The sequence below is a fragment of the Actinophytocola algeriensis genome, from assembly GCF_014203735.1.
Classification (GTDB): Bacteria; Actinomycetota; Actinomycetes; order Mycobacteriales; family Pseudonocardiaceae; genus Actinophytocola; species Actinophytocola algeriensis.
Window position 1 is genome coordinate 1,028,245 of the sequence record NZ_JACHJQ010000002.1, and the last position, 19,364, is coordinate 1,047,608.

The following is a 19,364-nucleotide window of genomic DNA, read 5'->3' on the forward strand; positions in this document are numbered from 1 at the left end:
AGGAGAAGGACACGTGACCGATCGATTGAACCGGCGCATGATGCTCCGTTCCGCCGCAGGCGCAGGTGTCGTGGGCGTCGGCGGGCTCGCGCTCGGGGGCTCGGCACAGGCCGAGTCGGCACCACCGAGTCTGGTCAACGCCGATGGCTCGCCCGTCCTCACGCCCCAGCAGTTCGGCGCGGTCGGTGACGGAGAAGCCGACGACACCGCCGCCATCCAGGCCGCGATCAACGCCGCCCGGTCGCAGCTGAACAAGATCGTGGTCTTTCCGCCCGGGCTGTACAAGGTCACGTCCACCCTCGTGGTCGGCGACCACGAGTACGACACCCCCGGCGAGCACCTGAACCGGTTCGTGATGCGCGGGTACGGCATGTTCAGTGAGGAGCCGTCGAAGATCCGCTTCCACCACGACGGTGTCGGCATCCGGTGGGAGGCGTCGCTCGGCGGAATCCACGGCATGGCGTTCGACGCCCCGGTGAAGACGGCGAACAACGTCGGCATCCACGTCAAGAGGACCGCGAACACCGACGACACCGACGTCACGATCGTCGAGTGCTCGTTCCTGCGTTTCAACCGCGCGGTCGTGAGCGTGGGCCGCGGTTTCTCGTTCACGCAGAACAAGGTCGCCGTCTGCACGACGGGCATCGACATCTCCTGGCCGACGGAAGGGACAGACGGGGTACCCGACTCCGTCCACTTCCCGCCCTACGGCCTGCGCAAATGGCTGATCACCGACAACCACTTCCACTCGAACTTCGACGCGATCGTGTTCAACGACGCCCCCGACGCCGACTTCCGCGGCGCGGTGATCAGCAACAACCTGCTCGACATCGGCCGCAGGCTGTTCAAGGGCTGCCTCACCAACTCGACCATCAGCGGCAACGTGATCGAGAACGGCACCGGGAACGCGATCATCCAGATCGACGCGGGCGGCCACAACCTCACCATCACCGGCAACGTGATCGGCGGGTTCGACACCACGCCGGGAGCGTGGACGCCGCCCCTCTACGCGATCCAGTTCACCGGCGGGGTGTCCGCGAAGAACGTCACGATCTCGGCGAACTCGTTCAACTGGATCCGCGGGTCCGCGATCGGGTTCGACCAGGCCGCCGACAAGGTCAGCATCACGAACAACTCGTTCGACAACTGGAACCTGGGCAGCTCGCCTGCCCACGGAGCCATCCTCGCGAAGGCCGACGCCACCCGGTTCGCGATCCTCGGCAACGTGTTCTCTGGCGGCCCGAGGCCCGACGGGCTGCCGGTCCGGGTCTCGGGCAAGCTGGCCGCGTCCAACGTGGTCGGCAACGCGTCCCCGCAAGCCGGGTTGGTCAGCGCCGGGTCGATCGGTGCCGACTCGTTCGTGGAGTCCACACCGGGCCGGTTCACCAGGCTCGAGCTGACCGCCGCGAAGGACGCCGCGGTGCGCGTCCTCAGCACGGCCACGACCGATGTCGCCGCCGGCAACACCTATGGCGGCTACCTGGTCCAGAGCGCGCTGCCGGAGGGGTCGGGCCCCGGTGTCAAGGGCGGTGTCGAGGTGGTCGCGGTGAACGCGTCCGGTTCGGCGGCCACCAACCTCCTGTGCGCCACGAACTCCACGAACGAGGTGGTTTCGTTCCAGGCCAGCGTCGCGGGTCTGGTTCCGCCGACGGACAACGCCCGTGACATCGGCAGCGCGGACGCGAGCATCCGCACCGTGTACACCCACGCCACCCGGCTGCGCCCGTACAAGGCCGCGAACCTTCCCCCGGCCGCGGACGCGCGCGGCGCGCTGATCAACGTCGACGACGGTCACGACGGCAAACCGTGCCTGGCGATGTCCGACGGCAAGTCGTGGCGCCGCGTGCCCCTGGGGAACTCCATCAATGGGTGACGACGTGACCTCGGCACCGTGGTGGCGGGACGCGGTGATCTATCAGCTCTACATCCAGTCGTTCGCCGACGGCAACGCCGACGGCATCGGCGACATCGCCGGGCTGCGCGGCAGAATCGGCTACCTGTCGGCTCTCGGCGTCGACGCCGTCTGGATCACGCCGTGGTTCCGCTCACCACTGCGCGACGCGGGCTACGACGTCTCCGACTACCGCGCCATCCATCCCCGGTACGGGTCCGTGGCCGAGGGCCGGGAGCTGATCGAGGAATGTCACGCGGCCGGGATCCGGGTCGTGCTCGACATCGTCCCCAACCACACCTCGTCCGATCACCCGTGGTTCGTCGAGGCGCTGCGCTCGCCACCCGGGTCCGCGGCACGTGCCCGCTACCACTTCCGCGCCGGGCAGGACGATGGACAGCGTCCGCCCAACGACTGGCTGAGCGTGTTCGGCGGTCCTGCCTGGACACGCGTCGAGGACGGCGAGTGGTACCTGCACCTGTTCGACTCCTCGCAGCCCGATCTCAACTGGGACAACGAGGACGTGCGGGCGGAGTTCGAGGACATCCTGCGTTTCTGGTTCGACCTCGGTGTCGACGGGTTCCGGATCGACGTGGCCACCGCGCTGGTCAAGGCGCCGGGGCTACCGGATCTCGGGTATCCCGACGGTGCGTTCCTCGCCGACCTGACGCGGCCGGACCACCCGCACCGAGACCGCGACGAGGTCCACGCCATCTACCGCGACTGGCGAAAGCTGGCCGACTCCTACGACCCGCCGCGCATGTTCGCGGCGGAGGCGTGGCTCGACGACGCGGACCGGCTGTCGCGGTACGTCCGGCCCGACGAGCTGCACACCACGTTGAACCTCTACTACCTGAAGTCGGCGTGGACCGCGGCGGACATGCGCCGCGCCATCGACGCCTCGATCGCGGCCACGTCGTCGGTCGGGGCACCCACCACGTGGGGTCTGTCCAACCACGACGTCGAACGGGTCGCCACCCGGTACGGCCGCGCCGACACCAGTCGTCGCTCCGGCATGTCCGGGCCCGAGCTGGGGCCGGTCGACGAGCGGCTGGGCCGCCGCCGGGCAAGGGCCGCGGCGCTGCTGACGCTCGCCTTGCCTGGCAGTGTGTACCTCTACCAGGGCGACGAGCTCGGGCTGACCGATGTGGACGTGCCGGAGCACGCACGGCAGGACCCCATCTGGATCCGGTCCGGGGGCAGGCGCCCGGGCCGGGACGGCGCCCGGGTTCCGTTGCCGTGGACCGAAGACGGCAGCTCGTACGGGTTCGGCGACAACGGGGCCTGGCTGCCGCAGCCCGCGGGGTGGGGAACCCATGCGGTGTCGGTCCAGGACGGCGGTGACTCCTCGTTCCTGGAGCTGTACCGGGCCGCGTTGGCACTTCGGCGCTCCCACCCGGCGTTGGGTGGCACGAGCGACCTGCACTGGTGCGACGCGCCACGCGACGACGTTCTGGTGTTCACCCGCGCGCCCGGCTTCGGCTGCGTCGTCAACTTCGGCTCGGCACCGGCGCCCATCCCCCTTCGCGGCCGCGTCCTCCTGTCCAGTGCCAACAGCGATGTCGATGGCGAGGTCCAGCCCCACAGCGCGGTCTGGCTGACGCTCGATCCCACAAGTGAGGAAAGCAGCACGACGTGACGGATGAACATGGGACCAGCACGGACGTTCTGATCGTCGGGGGCGGTGTCGGCGGTGTCGCCGCGGCGCTCGCGGCGTTGCGCCGTGGCCGGTCGGTGATCGTGACCGAGGAGTACGACTGGCTCGGTGGCCAGCTCACCAGCCAGGCCGTCCCGCCGGACGAGCACAAGTGGATCGAGCAGTTCGGCTGCACGCGCGGCTACCGCGCGTTCCGGGAGGGCGTTCGGGACTACTACCGCACGTGGTACCCGCTGACGGGAGCCGCGCGACGGCAACCGGACCTGAACCCGGGGCTGGGCCGGGTGAGCCGCCTCTGTCACGAGCCGAGGGTCGCCGTCGCGGTGCTGGAGGGAATGCTGGCGCCGTACCGCTCGGCGGGGAAACTGCGGACGCTGACCGGTTGTCGTCCCGTCGCGGCACACGTCGACGGCGACCGGATCACGGCCGTGACGGTCGCGTCACGCGCCGGCGACGAGCTGACCATCGAGGCGCCGTACGTCCTCGACGCCACCGAGCTCGGTGACCTGCTGCCGCTGGCGGGCGTCGAGCACGTCATCGGCTTCGAGTCGCGGGCCGAGACCGGCGAGCCGAGTGCGCCGGGCGAGGCACAGCCGCTCAACCAGCAGGCGTTCTCGTGGGTGTTCGCCGTGGAGCACCACGACGGCGCGGACTTCACCATCGACCGGCCGGACACGTACGGCTTCTGGCGGGAGTACCGGCCGGACTACTGGCCCGACCGCATGCTCAGCCTCACCGCACCGCACCCGAGGACGCTCGAGGCGACGCCCAGGACGTTCGTGCCGCATCCGTTGGCCGGCCCGATCGTCGCCGACCAGAGCAAGGACGGCGGCGACATCGACCTGTGGCTGTTCCGCCGCATCTTCGCGCGGGAGCAGTACGTGCCGGGTTTCGCGGCCAGCGACATCACCGTCGTCAACTGGCCGATGATCGACTATCTCCCCGGGCCGCTGCTCGGGGTCACCGACGACGAGCGTGCCAAGCACCTGGAGGGCGCCAGGCAGCTCTCGTTCAGCATGCTGTACTGGCTGCAGACCGAGGCGCCGCGGCCCGACGGCGGCACCGGCTGGCCAGGGCTGCGGATGCGGCCCGACGTGATGGGCACCGACGACGGCCTGGCCATGGCGCCCTACATCCGGGAGTCCCGCCGGATCCGCGCACAGACCACGATCGTCGAGCAGGACCTGTCGATGACGGTGCGCGGCGACGCGGGCGCGGTGTCCTACCCGGACACGGTCGGTGTGGGCATGTACCGGATCGACCTCCATCCCTCCACCGGTGGCGACAACTACCTCGACGTGCCGAGCAGTCCGTTCCAGATCCCGCTCGGCGCGCTGCTGCCGGTCCGGATGGGCAACCTCCTCGCCGCCGGGAAGAACATCGGCACGACCCACATCACCAACGGCTGCTACCGGCTTCATCCGGTCGAGTGGAACATCGGCGAGGCCGCCGGCGCGCTCGCGGCGCACTGCCTGGCCAACTCCCTGACGCCGCACCAGGTCCGTGCCGACGAAGGCAGGCTCGCGACGTTCCAGCGGGAGCTCCAGGCCGACGGGGTCGAGCTGGCGTGGCCCGACGTGAAGGGTTACTGATGCACCGCACCGGCACGGAGCTGCTCTCCGGCGTGACCGTGCCGCTCGTGACCCCGATGGAGCCCGGCGGCACACCATCGGCCGCGGCGGCGGGCGCGCTCCTCGACGCGCTGCACGGTGCGGGCATCCACCGGCTGATGCTGCTCGGCAGCAACGGCGAGGGCCCGCTGATCCCGGCCAGGTGGCTCGCGCCGTTCGTCGAGGGCGTGATCGCACGCTGGCGGTCCCTGTGTGGTTCGTCGGGCGTGGTGACGGTGAACGTGACGGCGCCGGGCACCGCGGAGGCACTGGACCGCGCGGCGGTCGCGGTGGCGGCCGGCGCGGACGCACTGGTCATGAGCCCGCCGATCTACTTCCACCACCGCGAGGACGAGATCGTCGACCACTACGCCGCCCTCGCGGGCACCGGGCTGCCGGTGATCGCCTACAACGCGCCGCGCTACAGCAACCCGATCACCCCCGCCGTGCTGGACGGGCTGCTGGCGCTGGGCGACGTCGTCGGCGTCAAGGACAGCTCCGGTGACCTGGAATGGTTGGCACACCTCGTGGAGCGCGCCAGGGACCGCCCGGGTTTCGCGGTCAGCCAGGGCGCGGAGACGCAGCTCGCCGCCGCGCTCGACCTCGGGGCGGACGGCATCACCCCCGGCGTCGCCAACCTCGCGCCAAAACTGTCCCTGCGACTGGTCGCCGCGCACGCGGCGGGCGACCGCGCGGAGGTGACACGGCTCCAGGACCGGATCACCGGGCTCACGAAGCTCCACACGATCCGGCCCGGCACACCGGCGGTCAAGGAAATCCTCGCGCAGCGCTCTCTCTGCCCGCCCCACGTCGCGCCTCCCCTGCGCCAGTGCACCACGGCCCAGGGCGCGGAACTCAGGAAATTCATGGCTCCACACGAGGCTCAGCTCATTCACCCGACGAACGGACAGCAGCATGGGTAATGCCGTGAACAGGCGCAGTCTCATCCGCACCGCGGGCATCGCGGGAGTCACCGCGGCGGCGCTCGGCACCGCGGGCACACCGGCCCAGGCGGAACCCGCCGTGGACGTGACCGGTGCCACGACCCCGCAGGAGTTCGGCGCCGTCGCCGACGGCGTCGCCGACGACACCGCCGCCATCCAGGCGGCCATCGACTCGCAGCAGGGCAAGGCGAACAAGATCGTCTACTTCCCGCCCGGCACGTACCGCACCACAAGAACCGTCGTCATCCCCGACCGGTCGGGGGCCTTCAACCGCATCCTTCTCGTCGGCGCGGGCACGATGGGCCTGCGCACCTCGATCATCGCCCCGGACTTCGACGGCACCGCCATCTTCCTGCGTGCGCCGCTGGCCGCCGTTCGCGGTCTCTGCTTCGTCGCGCTGAAGAGCCTGACCAAAACGGTCGGCCTCCACATCGCTCGTGACCCCCAGGCCGAGAACCCGGGCACCGACGACATGGACGCCACCATCACCGAGTGCACGTTCATCGAGTTCCACACCGCGGTGAAGCAGGTCGGCCGCGGCCTGGTCTTCACGAACAACCTCGTCGCGGTCGGCGACGTCGGGCTGGACATCTCGTGGCCGACCGCGGGGGTCGACGGCGACAACGTGCACGTGCTGCCGTACGGCATGCGCAAGTGGCTCATCGAGGGCAACCACTTCCACAGCATGGGTGTGGCCGTCACCACCACCGGCGCGGACGCGCACCACTTCCGTGGCGCGGTGATCTCCAACAACGTGCTGGACATCGGCAAGCGGCTGTTCGTCGGCGGGATCGTCAACTCGACGTTCGCGGGCAACGTGGTGGAGAACGGGAACCTCGGGGCGGTCGTCTCCATCTCCTCGGGTGGCACCAACCTCACGTTCACCGGCAACGTCCTCGGCGGTGCCCAGCCCAGCGGCGGCGCCCGCCCGCTGCACGCGATCGAGTTCCGCCCGGAGGTCGACGCGCACAACATCACGATCACCGGGAACAGCTTCAACTGGATCCTCGGCTCGCCGGTGTACTTCGGGGCCGCCGCGACGGAGGTCACCGTCTCGTCGAACTCGTTCGACAACTGGAACCTCGACGCCGAGGAGCGGTGGGGAGCCATCCGGATCAACGGCGACGCCGCGGGCCTGTCGGTGATCGGGAACCTGTTCGGCGCCAACCCGGTCACCGGGGCGCCGCCGGTGCGGGTGATCGGGGAGCTGTCCGGGTCGACCCTGATCGGCAACAGCTTCGTCAACACCGCGGGCGTCCTGTACGCGGGCGCGGTCGGGGACCGGAACTACGTCGATCGCCGCAGCGCGGGCGCCAACCAGCACGAGCTGACCGCGGTGAAGAACGGCGCCCTCGTCGTGCGTGCGACGGGTGCGCCCGGCGTCGGGGCCGACGCGTTCGGCAGCTTCGTCGCGGCCTCGGAACAGGACACCGGTGCGGGGCCGGGGGTGAAGGGTGGCGTGCGCGTCGTGCCGGCCAACGACACCGGGGCCGCGGCCGTCGAGCTCCTCTGCTCGACGAACAACTCCAACGGCGTCGCGGCCATGCGGGTCGACATCAACGGGCTCATCCCGACCGCGGACAACGCACGGGACGTCGGCTCGGAGCAGAACCGGGTCCGCACGGTCCACGCACACAACCTGCGGCTCGCGCCGGTCGCGGCCGCCGACCTGCCGAAACCGGCGGCGGGCGCGATAGTGATGGTGAACGACCCGGCCACGGGCACCGCCACACTGGCGGTCTCCGACGGCAAGCGCTGGCACCGGATGACGCCCGGCGCTCCGATCAAGTAGTCCTGCGAAAGGATCGACACGTGCGGCTCGGCGAGGCGACCGGCACCGTGCACAACCTGCCGGGAGCACCATGAGCGACCAGCGGCCGAACATCGTCCTCGTGGTGATGGACGACCTCGGCTACGGCGATCTGAGCTGTATGGGGAACACGATCCTGCGCACACCGCGCATCGACTCCATCGCCGGCGACGGGATCACCCTGCGCCACATGTACGCGACCTCGGCGGTGTGCACCCCGTCGCGCGCCGCGTTGATGACCGGACGGTATCCACAACGTGTCGGGCTGCCGAAGGTGCTGTCCCCCGAGCACGGCACCGGATTGTCGTCCTGGGAGTACACCCTGCCGAGGATGCTCCACGACGCCGGCTACCGCACGGCCATGTTCGGCAAGTGGCACCTCGGGTGCCGGCCGGAGCACTACCCGACCCGGCACGGCTTCGACGAGTACGCCGGGCTGCTCTACAGCAACGACATGCATCCGGTCGAGCTGTTCGAAGGCGACCGGATCTCGACCGCCGACGTCGACCAGGCAACGCTGACCAGCACGTACACCGACCACGCCATCGACTTCATCAGGCGGAACGCGGATGCGCCGTTCTTCGTCTACCTCGCGCACACGATGCCGCACATCCCGCTCCACGTCGAGGACGAGTTCGCAGGCCGGTCGGCGGGCGGCAGGTACGGCGACGTCGTCGAGAGCCTGGACCACCACATCGGGCGCCTCCTCGACACACTCGGCGACCTCGGCCTTGCCGACGACACCATCGTCATGGTGACCAGCGACAACGGCCCGTGGTTCGAGGGCAGCACCGGTGGGCTGCGCGGCACCAAGCTGCACACCTACGAAGGCGGCATCCGGGTCCCGTTCGTCGCGCGATGGCCGGGGCGGATACCGGCGGGCTCGGTCAGCGACGAGCCCGCGTGCCTGTTCGACCTGCTGCCGACACTGGCCGCGCAGGCGGGCGGCGCGGTGCGGCAGGACCGGCCGGTCGACGGGGTGGACATCTCGGCCGTCCTCACCGGCGGGCAGGCACCGGCGCCGCGAACGCTCTACTTCTTCCACTGGTGGACGCTCAACGCGGTCCGGGAGGGCCCGTGGAAGCTGCACCTCGACCGCCACCCGCGTGACCTGAACCGTGCGCAGGGCAAGGAGTTGCCCCAGCTGTTCAACCTCGAACTGGACCCGGCGGAGAGCTACGACCTCAGCCACGGCCACCCTGAGGTCGTCGGGCACCTCACCGGCCTCGCGGCACGGTTCGAGGCCGAGATCGCCGAGCAACGCCCTGCCGCGGAAGCCCGCGCCGCGGGCCGGGCGACGGTGGGGTGAGCGATGTCGGCGTGTTGTGGACCGGACCGGCAGGCCACCGGTGACAGCGTGCCGGTCGAACCGCCGGCACGGTCGCCGTCGTCCGACACGCGGGGGATGGTGCGGATCGCGGGCGGCGCGTTCCGGATGGGCGGCGCCGACGAGGACGCCAACCCCGGAGACGGCGAAGGTCCGGTGCGGACGGTGACCGTGTCGCCGTACCTGATCGACGAGACGGCCGTGACCGTCCGCCAGTTCGCGACGTTCGTGAAGGCCACCGGTTACGTCACGGAGGCGGAGCGGTTCGGCTGGTCGTTCGTCTTCCACCTGTTCGTCGGCGCCGCGCAGCGGCGGTACGTGCGGGACGCGTCGGTGCCCGGCGCGCCGTGGTGGCTCGCCGTCGACGGCGCCTGCTGGCGCCACCCGGACGGCCCCGGGTCCACAGTGGAGGATCGGCAACGGCACCCGGTGGTGCACGTGTCGTGGCACGATGCCGCGGCCTACGCCGCGTGGGCGGGCAAGCGGCTGCCCACCGAGGCGGAGTGGGAGCTCGCCGCCCGCGGCGGCCTGGACCAGGCCCGCTACCCGTGGGGCGACGAACTGGCACCCAGGGGCCGGTGGCGGTGCAACATCTGGCAGGGCACCTTCCCCGGCGAGAACACCGCGGAGGACCGGCACGTCGGAACCGCACCGGTGAAGTCCTTCCCGCCCAACGGAAACGGCCTGTACGAGGTCGCGGGCAACGTGTGGGAGTGGTGCGCCGACCGCTGGTCCCCGACCTGGCACGCCGAGGACCGCGACGACACCCGCATCGACCCGCAGGGCCCACCGGCCGGCGACACCCGCGTCACCCGAGGCGGCAGCCACCTCTGCCACCACAGCTACTGCAACCGCTACCGCGTGGCCGCCCGCACCGCCAACACACCGGACAGCTCGTCGGGCAACACCGGCTTCCGCTGCGCCGCGACGCCTCCCGGCTGAGGCGGCTCGAACAGGCCGTCCGAACAGGACCGTCGCCGTGACGTGCCGGCAGGTACGGCGATCTTGGGCGAGTACGCGGGCACACCGATGCCGATCGGCGTGTACACCGAGCTCAACAAGGAGGCGATCCTCGGGCTCGAGAACCAGGTCATCCTGATGTCCGGGTTCGGCGCGGGCTTCGACGACGTCTCCAACGCCCGCGCCGCGGGCCTGCCCGGGGTGAGCGTGTCCAACCGGCTGGAACAACACGCGCTGGCCTCAGCGGAGTGGATCAAGATGATCGCCGCCATCTACAACGACGAAGCCGCCGCCAACAAGGAGTTCGACTCGATCAGGTCCAGGTACACCGAGGTCGTCGACACGGTCTCCGGCAAGGTCGACGACCGGAAGGTCGGCTACCTGTGCATCAGCCCGGCGCGCGCCTGCGAGTTCCTCCACGGCCACGGTGAGCAGACCCTGGTCGGCCGCCTGCTCGAACAGTTCGGTGTGAGCAACGTCTTCGCCGCCGGCAACCCCGCCCCCAACGGCAAACCCTACGACTTCGAGGAAAGCCTCGGCGTCGCAGGCGACGCCGACACCTTCATCGTCTACGACCCCATGGCCCTGGCCAAGGACGCACTGTCGGCAGACGCACGGCTGAACCAGTTCCGGCCCTTCAAGGAAGGCAACTTCATCGCCGGCGTCGACGACGACTTCAACGAGTGCCGCGCCAAGACCTACCTGGACGTGGACGTGCTCATCCAGGACTTCGCGATCGGCCTGGCCCCGGACCTGTTCCCCGGCAAGAAAGGCACCTGCTTCACCCGCTCCTCATGACCGATGGTTCTACTGAGGACCACACCCCGAGACCAACCGAACCCGGCCAACGAACAAGACACAGCACCAGCACGCCTCACCCTCGAGTGTGGCGTGGTCAACACCGGGGAACTTCGCGGCGACGGCATCCGACCCGGTGTGCGTGCGCATGAACAGTGCCGCGGTGTGGATCTCCTCGGCGGCAGGACTGGCGTGTGCCGTCCTCGGGGTGCTCGCCGCGGGTGACGTGCACGCGCCGCTCGGCGACTCCGATCCCGGCCTGGCGACCACGATCCTGGTCACCGTCGCCCGCTTCGCCGCGGAGGGAGCCGGGCTGCTCGCGGCGGGCGCGCTGGCGTTCGCCGCGCTGGTCGTGCCCCGGCGTGCGCGGGACGAGGCGCTGACGGCGGACGCCTATGCCGCGACCCGCACCGCGGGCGCGGCGGCCACCGCCTGGACCGTCGCGGCCATGGCGATGGTGCCCTTGTCCGCGGCGGACGCGACGGGCCAGTCGCTGGGCGAGGTGTGGGCCGTCCTGCCCGGCCTGGTCGACGCGACCGAGGAGCCGAAGGCGTGGCTGTGCTCCGCGGTCGCGGCGGTGGTCGTCGCCGTCGGCACCCGCGCGGCGCTCCGCTGGCCGCCGCTGGTGCTGTGGCTGGTGGTGGCGGCCGCCGGTCTGGTGGCGCCGGTCGTCGCGGGTCATGTCGCCGCGGGTGAGTGGCACGACGTCGCCACCAACGCGATGGTCTGGCACGTGCTGGCCGCCGCGGTGTGGGTGGGTGCGCTCGTCTCGCTGTGGTCCTTCCTGCGCAGACCGGCCGCGCGCGAGCGGGGCCGCGTGCTGCGCCGCTACCACCGGCTGACGCTGGGCTGTCTCGTCGTGCTCGTGGTCAGCGGCTCGGTGACCGGTCTCGCGCTCGCCCGCCCCGCCGGGCTGATGACCGGCTACGGGTTCCTGCTCCTGCTCAAGCTGGCGGTGTGCGGTCTGGTCCTGCTGCTGCGCCGGTGGCGCGGCACGCGCTGGCCGGTCGCGGTGGAGCTCGTGGTGCTCGGCGTTGCCATGGGTGCCACCGTCGGGCTGGCACACCTCGTGCCGCCCGCGTTCCTGTCCGACCCGTCGTCGATCACCGAGATCCTGCTGGGGTACGAGCTGCCGACCGCCCCGACCGTCGGGGCGCTGCTCACCGCGTGGCGGTTCGACCTGCTGTTCGGCACGGCCGCGATCGCGGCCGCCGTCTGGTACCTGCGTGCCGTCCGCGTGCTGCGCGGCCGTGGTGACCGGTGGCCCGCCGTGCGAACCGTCGCCTGGCTGGCCGGTTGCCTCGTCGTGGTCGTGGTGACCTCGTCCGGGGTCGGCCGGTTCGCGCCGGGCACGTTCAGCATGCACATGGTCGTGCACATGGCGCTGAACATGCTGGCACCCGCGCTCCTGGTGCAGGGTGGGCCGATCACCCTCGCGCTGCGGACCCTCTCCCCCGGTCCGCGCCAGTGGCTGGTGTCGCTCCTGCACTCCCGGGCGGCACGGGTGCTCGCGCACCCTGCGTTCGCGACGGTCGTGTTCGTCGGCTCCTACTACGCGCTCTACCTCACCCCGCTGTTCGGCGAGGCGATGCTGTTCCACTGGGCGCACCAGCTGATGAACCTGCACTTCCTGGTGTCCGGCTACGTCTTCTACTGGCTCGTCGCCGGGGTGGACCGGCCACCGCGCCCGCTCGTGCACCCCGCGAAGCTGGGCATGTTGTTCGCGGTCATGCCGTTCCACGCGTTCTTCGGCGTCATCCTCATGAGCACGTCGACGGTGATCGCCGGGACCTACTACCGGTACCTGTCGCTGCCGTGGGTCCCGGACCTGCTCGCCGACCAGCGGCTCGGCGGCGGGATCGCCTGGGCGGCCGGGGAGCTGCCGGTCGTGCTCGTGCTCGTCGCGCTGCTGCGCCAGTGGGCGGCCGCCGACCAGCGCGAGGCGACCCGCACCGACCGCAGGCTCGACAGCGGTATGAACAACGGCGGCGACGACCGGCTCGCCGCCTACAACGCCATGCTCGCCGAGCTGGCCGGGCAGCGACACGAAAACGGCCGACACGACGGAGAGAGCACCATCCGATGACCACCACCGCCGAGGCGCCCGAGTCCGTCGAGCTCGCCGTGACCGGCATGACGTGCGCTGCGTGCGCGGCCCGCATCGAACGCAAGCTGAACAAGCTCGACGGGGTGCACGCCACCGTCAACTACGCCACCGAACGCGCGCGGGTGCACCTGCCGCCCGGGGTCACCGCGGCCGACGCGGTCGAGGTCGTGCGGACCGCGGGCTACGACGCCCGGCCCGCGACCGGGGTGCGGGACAGCCACGCGGAACACACCGCGACCGTGCGCGACCTGCGCGGGCGGCTCGTCATCGCCGCGCTGCTGGCGATCCCGCTCGGCAACCTGTCGATCACGCTCGCGCTCGTGCCCGGACTGCGGTTCCCCGGCTGGGAATGGCTGTGCGTGCTGCTCGCCGCCCCGGTCGTCGCGTACTCGGCGCTGCCGTTCCACCGGGCCGCGCTGCGCAACCTGCGGCACGGCGGCGCCAGCATGGACACGCTCGTCTCCCTCGGCGTGCTCGCGTCGTTCACCTGGGCGCTGGCGTCGCTGCTGCTGGGCACCGGCGAGGCGGGCTACTGGCTCGGTTTCGGCGCCACGGCGGCCGGCGCGGACGCGATCTACCTGGACGTCGCCGCGGGGGTCACCACCTTCCTGCTGGCGGGCCGGTACTTCGAGCACCGCTCGCGGCGCAGCGCGGTCGGGTTGCTGACCGCGCTCGCGGACCTCGGGGCCAAGGACGCGCACGTGCTGCGCGGCGCCGGCGAAGGTGGCGTCGAGGTCATGGTCCCGGCCGCGGCGCTACGAGCAGGAGACCTCGTGGTGGTGCGGCCCGGCGAGCGGATCCCCGTCGACGGCGAGGTCGTCGAGGGTGACTCCGCGGTCGACGTCAGCACGGTCACCGGGGAGTCCGTGCCCGCCGAGGTGGGTCCCGGGGACCAGGTCGTCGGCGCGTCGGTCAACGGACACGGCAGGCTGGTGGTGCGTGCTGTCGCCGTCGGCGTCAACACCCAGCTCGCGCGGATGCGGGCACTGGTGGAGCGGGCCGTCGAGCGCAAGGCGGCCGTGCAACGGCTCGCGGACCGGGTGTGCGCGGTGTTCGTGCCCGCCGTCCTGGTGCTGGCGGCGCTGACGTTCGCGGGCTGGCTGGGCACCGGGCACAGCGTGCGGGAGTCGTTCGGCCCGGCTGTCGCGGTCCTGATCATCGCCTGCCCGTGCGCACTCGGTCTCGCGACCCCGACCGCGCTGATGGTGGGGGTCGCCCGCGGCGCGCAGCTCGGCATTCTCGTCAAGGGGCCGGAGGCGCTGGAGTCGACCCGCACCGTCGACACCGTCGTGCTCGACAAGACCGGCACGGTGACCACCGGCAGGATGACGCTCACCGGCCACACGACGTTCGGGGCCGAGTCCGCGGACCAGGTGCTGCGCTGGGCCGGTGCCGTGGAGTCCGCGTCCGAACACCCCGTCGGAGCGGCCATCGCACGGGCGGCGGGGCCCGGTCTGCCACCGGTCACGGAGTTCCGGGCGCTGGTCGGCGCGGGCGCACGCGGCACGGTCGACGGCCGTGCCGTCCTCGTCGGCACCGCCGCCATGGTCGCCGCCGAGGGGATCGAGGTGCCCGGCGCCGCCCGGACCTGGTTGTCCGATGTGGACACCGAGGCGGCGACCGGTGTACTGGTGGCCGTGGACGGAGCCGTCGAGGGCGGGTGCGCGGTCCGCGACACCGTGCGGCCCAGCGCCGCCGCGGCCGTCGCACGGTTGCACGGACTCGGGTTGCGCACCGTGCTCCTCACCGGCGACCGGCCGGCCGTGGCACGGGCGGTCGCCGAGGAGATCGGCGTCACCGAGGTCCTCGCCGAGGTGCGGCCCGAGAACAAGGCGGCGACCGTGCGGCGGCTGCAGGCCGAGGGACGACGCGTCGCGGTCGTCGGTGACGGTGTCAACGACGGGCCCGCGCTGGCGTGCGCCGACCTGGGCATGGCGATGGCGCTGGGCACCGACGTCGCGGTCGAGGCCGCGGACGTCGTGCTCGTGCGCGAGGACCTGACGACCGTGCCCGACGCGATCGTGCTGGCGGGTCGCACGCTGCGCACCATCCGCGGCAACCTGTTGTGGGCGTTCGGCTACAACGTCGCCGCCCTGCCGGTCGCGGCCCTCGGGCTGCTCAACCCCCTGATCGCGGGCGCGGCGATGTCGCTGTCGTCGCTGCTCGTGGTCACCAACAGCCTGCGGCTGCGCGGATTCCGCGCGTCCGGCCGCGGCAACGACAAGACACAGGAGTGACAACAGAGATGGCACGCAAGTCCCGCACCGCACAGAAGCGCGGGCCGTCCGCGAACGTGATCGCGACGGTGGCGGTGGTGGTGCTCGCGGTCGCGGTGATCGGCGGCGTGCTGCTGTTCAACCGGTCCGACGACGACAACGGCGGCGGCGGGGGCGGAGGCACCGGCTCGGGCAGCATCCCGGCCGAACTGCGCACCGAACCGGACAGCAACACGCTCACCGAAGCGAGCGACGGCACGGTGACCGTCGTCGAGTTCCTGGACTACCAGTGCCCGGCCTGCGCCGCCTACTACGCGAACGTCACCAAGAAGCTGGAGACCGACTACGCGGAGGAGATCACGTTCGTCACGCGCGACTTCCCGCTCGCCATGCACCCGCTGGCCCGGCAGGCCGCCCAGGCAGCGCGAGCCGCCGCGGCACAGGGCAAGTACCGCGAGATGTACCACCAGCTGTACGACAACTACGAGCAGTGGGCCGTCGCCCCCGGCGGGCAGGAGCTGAGCGACGACGCGCAGCAGGCCGCCACGTTCTTCGACTCCTACGCGACCGAGATCGGGCTCGACCTTGACCGCTTCCACACCGACATGACCTCGGCTGCCACCGGGCGGCGCATCGACGCCGACGTCGCCGCCGGCGAGAAGGTCGGCGTGTCCAGCACACCCACGATCTTCGTCAACGGTGCGAAGCTCGAGCCGGAGGGCGAGACGTACGGGGACGTGGACCGCCAGCTGCGCGGCATGATCGACGAGGCGCTGGGCCGATGAGGAACAACAGGCTCGCCTGGCTGTACCTCGTCGGCGGTCTCGTCGGCCTGGCCGCCGCGACCGCGCTGACGCTGGAGAAGCTCGCGAAGCTCGCCGACCCGTCGTACGTGCCGACGTGCTCGCTGAACCCGGTCATCTCGTGCGGGTCCGTGATGGACAGTCCGCAGGCCGAGGCGTTCGGGTTCCCCAACCCGCTCATCGGCGTCGCGGCGTTCGCGGTGGTGACCACCGTCGGCGCGGCGATGCTCGCCGGGTTCACGCCGCCGCGCTGGTTCCGCCTCGGCATGCAGGCCGGCACGACGTTCGGGGTGGTGTTCGTCCACTGGCTCATCACCGCCAGCCTCTACGACATCCACGCCCTGTGCCCGTACTGCATGGTCGTGTGGGCGGTCACCATCCCGCTCTTCTGGTACACCACGCTCGACACGCTCCGCACGTCCGAGCGCACGCGGGCGGCGGGTGACGCGCTCGCCGGCTTCCACTCCACCGTGCTGGCCACCTGGTACGCGGTGATCGTGATCCTGGTACTGATCGTGTTCTGGGACTACTGGAGCACCCTGCTGTGACCCGCCGCGACCAGAAGGTGGACTGCCTGTTCTCGCGAACGCGACCGTCCCGGCACCGCTGCCCGTGAGCAGGCACTGAGCCACGCGCCCCGGTGGCGACCACAGATCGTCCACAGAGGACGCGTCCGGATCCGGTGCGTCGGCGGCGATCGGTGTCGCGGGTTCCACGTTCGTCGGTTCGCGCACCGCGACCGCGATCTGACGGGAACTCGGACGGCGTACCGCACGACTCTATGTAGTGTCCGGCTGTGGTGGACCGGACAGCGCCACGACTACGCCGCGCCCGCCGTTGGGGAGCACGCGGCGTAGTCGTGGCGCAGCGCGGAACGCCGCTCTCGCACATGCGGGGCCGGGCCCGCTTCGCGTCCCGGTTTCGGCAAATCCTCCGTCTTGGGAACCGGCGCCGGGTCCTGAACGACCAGTCCGGTGTCGACCATGGACGTGAGGAGCTGCCGTGTTCGCCTCGACCACACTGACCGCGGTGTTCACACTGGTGTTCGCGATGACCGGGGTGTACGCACTGGCACGGCTCTCCCGGCTGCTGTCCGGCGCCGACGTGACGGGTGACCGGCCCGCGGAGCTGTTCCACCTGGTGATGAGCCTGGCGATGATCGGGATGGCCGTGGCGTGGACCAGCGGCCCGGAAACGGCGAGCGGCCGCCTGCAGATCGTCGTCTTCGGCGCGTTCACGCTCTGGTTCGCCTACCGCGGCGCGACCCGGTCCACCTCGCACGGCCACCTCATGACCGGTCACCTCGTGGCGATGGGCGCGGCCATGACCTGGATGGTCGCCACCATGTCGCTGCTGATGGGCCCCGCGAGCCCGGACGGCTCCGGTCACTCGCACCACGGCGCGCCCAGCGACACCGCCGCGGCGGCTGGATCGGACGTTCCCGTGCCCCCGGCACCGGGCTGGGTGGTCGCGGTGACCATCGCGTTCGCCGTCCTGTTCGCGATCGCAGGCTGCTCGTGGGCGGTCCGTGCCGTGCGTGCGGGCGGACCGGCCGCCGAGCCGGAGACACCCAGCGGCACCGTGGCGACCCGCACCGGACTCGTGACGCCGGCCCGCGTCTCGGCCCGCACCTCCGCCCGCGTCGATGGGCTGTGCCACTCCCTGATGAGCCTCGGCATGGCCGGGATGCTCGTCGCGATGCTCTGAGCGCCCGACCCGCCAGGCCACCCCTCCCCCACAGACGCACCCGGTCCCCACCGAGAGGACGGCCCCGTGTCCGAACAAGTGCACCCGCCGATCGCGCGGACCGAACTCAGTGAACCCGCCGGGCCACCCGTCCTGCCCGGGCGGGCCCGGGGCTCGTGGTGGTGGTCCGACCTGCGGCCCCTCGTCCTGCGCCTGCACTTCTACGTCGGCGTGTTCGTGGGACCGTTCATCCTGGTGGCCGCGGTGACCGGTCTGCTGTACACGATCACCCCGCAGCTGGACCAGCTGCTCTACCGGGACGCGCTGCAGGTGCCCGTCGGGACGACCCAGCTCGACCTGAGTGACCAGGTGACCGCCGCCGCGGCCGCGGTCCCGGACGGCACGATCACCGAGATCCGCCCGCCGATCGCCCCGGACTCGACGACCCGGATCACCTTCACCGCGCCCGGTGTGGCCGAGGACTACACCCGCACCGCGTTCGTCGACCCCTACACCGGCGAGGTCCGCGCGGTCCTCGACACCTTCGGCGAGTGGCTCCCGGCGCGGGCGTGGATCGACGCCCTGCACCGCACCCTGCACCTCGGGGACTTCGGCCGCGTCTACTCCGAGCTGGCCGCGAGCTGGCTGTGGGTGCTCGCGCTCTCCGGCACCGCGGCCTGGGCCGTGCGGCGCCGCCGCCGCGCCCGGGTCCGGCGGACCCTGCTCCCGGAGCGCTCCGCCACCGGCCGCGCCCGCACCCGTTCCTGGCACGGTTCGGCCGGGCTCTGGCTCGCGGTGGGCATGCTCGTGCTGTCCGCGACCGGGCTGACGTGGTCGAATTTCGCCGGTGCCAACGTGTCCGCGTTGCGCGCCGAACTGAACTGGACGACACCGCAGACCGACCAGGCACTGCCCACCGGCTCCGGCACGACCGCGGTCACCGACCCGGCCGAGGTCGGCGCGACAGCGGACCGGGTGCTCGCGGCCGCACGCGCGGCGGGATTGACCGACCCGGTGGCGATCGTCCCGGCCGCCGAGGACGGCCAGGCCTGGCAGGTGAAGCAGATCAAGCGGTCGTTGCCGCTGAAGCAGGACGCGATGGCCATCGACCCGGCCACCGGCGAAGTGCTCGACACGGTCCGCTTCGCCGACTGGCCACTCATGGCACAGGCCGCCACGGCGGGCATTTCCCTGCACATGGGGATCCTCTTCGGCATCACCAACCAGATTCTGTTGATCGTGCTGGCGGTGGGGATCATCGCCGTCGTCCTGTGGGGCTACCGGATGTGGTGGCAGCGCAGGCCATCCCGCCCTGGCACGACCACCCCGGCCGGAACACAACGCCCGAGCGCCACAGCGATCGGCGTGACCGGCGTGGTGGCCATCGGGCTCGGCGTCTTCTTCCCCGTGCTCGGGGTCTCGCTACTGGCCTTCCTCGCCCTCGACGCGGCACGCCAGCAACTACGCGGCGCGGCTCACCGGCGGAAGGACGAAGAACCTCTCGACGACACCACGGCAACCGCGAAGATGGCTGAGTAGCGCGACATCCACTGTC

14 protein-coding genes are annotated in these 19,364 nt (G+C 71.3%); all 14 read left to right on the forward strand.

Annotated elements, in window-relative coordinates; all coding sequences use genetic code 11:
• The first annotated feature begins 13 nt into the window (after positions 1-13).
• Positions 14-1,873 carry a right-handed parallel beta-helix repeat-containing protein gene (locus tag FHR82_RS10905; RefSeq protein ID WP_184810142.1) on the forward strand — a complete coding sequence of 620 codons (1,860 nt, stop codon included), beginning with the start codon at positions 14-16 and terminating at the stop codon, positions 1,871-1,873.
• Complete coding sequence (locus tag FHR82_RS10910) at positions 1,866-3,530, forward strand: glycoside hydrolase family 13 protein (protein WP_184810143.1); 1,665 nt, start codon at positions 1,866-1,868, stop codon at positions 3,528-3,530. The genes FHR82_RS10905 and FHR82_RS10910 overlap by 8 nt, the downstream gene beginning before the upstream one ends.
• Complete coding sequence (locus FHR82_RS10915) at positions 3,527-5,140, forward strand: FAD-dependent oxidoreductase (protein WP_184810144.1); 1,614 nt, start codon at positions 3,527-3,529, stop codon at positions 5,138-5,140. Before FHR82_RS10910 ends, FHR82_RS10915 begins: the two co-directional genes overlap by 4 nt.
• Positions 5,140-6,081, forward strand: a complete 942-nt coding sequence (locus FHR82_RS10920; RefSeq protein WP_184810145.1) for a dihydrodipicolinate synthase family protein — start codon at positions 5,140-5,142, stop codon at positions 6,079-6,081. Before FHR82_RS10915 ends, FHR82_RS10920 begins: the two co-directional genes overlap by 1 nt.
• Before the next feature lie 4 nt (positions 6,082-6,085).
• The gene (locus FHR82_RS45190) at positions 6,086-7,894 is read left to right on the forward strand and encodes a right-handed parallel beta-helix repeat-containing protein (protein WP_221463605.1); all 1,809 of its coding nucleotides are present in this window, start codon (positions 6,086-6,088) and stop codon (positions 7,892-7,894) included.
• Between the two features lie 70 nt (positions 7,895-7,964).
• Complete coding sequence (locus tag FHR82_RS10930; RefSeq protein ID WP_184810146.1) at positions 7,965-9,221, forward strand: sulfatase family protein; 1,257 nt, start codon at positions 7,965-7,967, stop codon at positions 9,219-9,221.
• Positions 9,222-9,224: 3 nt separating this feature from the next.
• Positions 9,225-10,181, forward strand: coding sequence for a formylglycine-generating enzyme family protein (locus tag FHR82_RS10935; RefSeq protein WP_184810147.1), 957 nt, complete (start codon positions 9,225-9,227; stop codon positions 10,179-10,181).
• Positions 10,182-10,223: 42 nt separating this feature from the next.
• Positions 10,224-10,997, forward strand: a complete 774-nt coding sequence (locus FHR82_RS10940; protein ID WP_311771011.1) for an ABC transporter substrate-binding protein — start codon at positions 10,224-10,226, stop codon at positions 10,995-10,997.
• 148 nt (positions 10,998-11,145) lie between these two features.
• A complete protein-coding gene (locus FHR82_RS10945; RefSeq protein ID WP_184810148.1) occupies positions 11,146-13,083 on the forward strand; it encodes a bifunctional copper resistance protein CopD/cytochrome c oxidase assembly protein in 1,938 nt (645 codons plus the stop codon).
• On the forward strand, positions 13,080-15,341 hold the full coding sequence (locus FHR82_RS10950) for a heavy metal translocating P-type ATPase (RefSeq protein WP_184810149.1): 2,262 nt from the start codon (positions 13,080-13,082) through the stop codon (positions 15,339-15,341). The genes FHR82_RS10945 and FHR82_RS10950 overlap by 4 nt, the downstream gene beginning before the upstream one ends.
• A gap of 8 nt (positions 15,342-15,349) precedes the next feature.
• Positions 15,350-16,105: a DsbA family protein gene (locus FHR82_RS10955; protein ID WP_184810150.1), complete on the forward strand. Its 756-nt coding sequence runs from the start codon at positions 15,350-15,352 to the stop codon at positions 16,103-16,105.
• Positions 16,102-16,671, forward strand: a complete 570-nt coding sequence (locus FHR82_RS10960) for a vitamin K epoxide reductase family protein (RefSeq protein WP_184810151.1) — start codon at positions 16,102-16,104, stop codon at positions 16,669-16,671. Before FHR82_RS10955 ends, FHR82_RS10960 begins: the two co-directional genes overlap by 4 nt.
• 454 nt (positions 16,672-17,125) lie before the next feature.
• Complete coding sequence (locus FHR82_RS10965; protein ID WP_184810152.1) at positions 17,126-17,830, forward strand: DUF5134 domain-containing protein; 705 nt, start codon at positions 17,126-17,128, stop codon at positions 17,828-17,830.
• Positions 17,831-17,896: 66 nt separating this feature from the next.
• Complete coding sequence (locus tag FHR82_RS10970; RefSeq protein WP_184810153.1) at positions 17,897-19,348, forward strand: PepSY-associated TM helix domain-containing protein; 1,452 nt, start codon at positions 17,897-17,899, stop codon at positions 19,346-19,348.
• Positions 19,349-19,364: the final 16 nt, after the last annotated feature.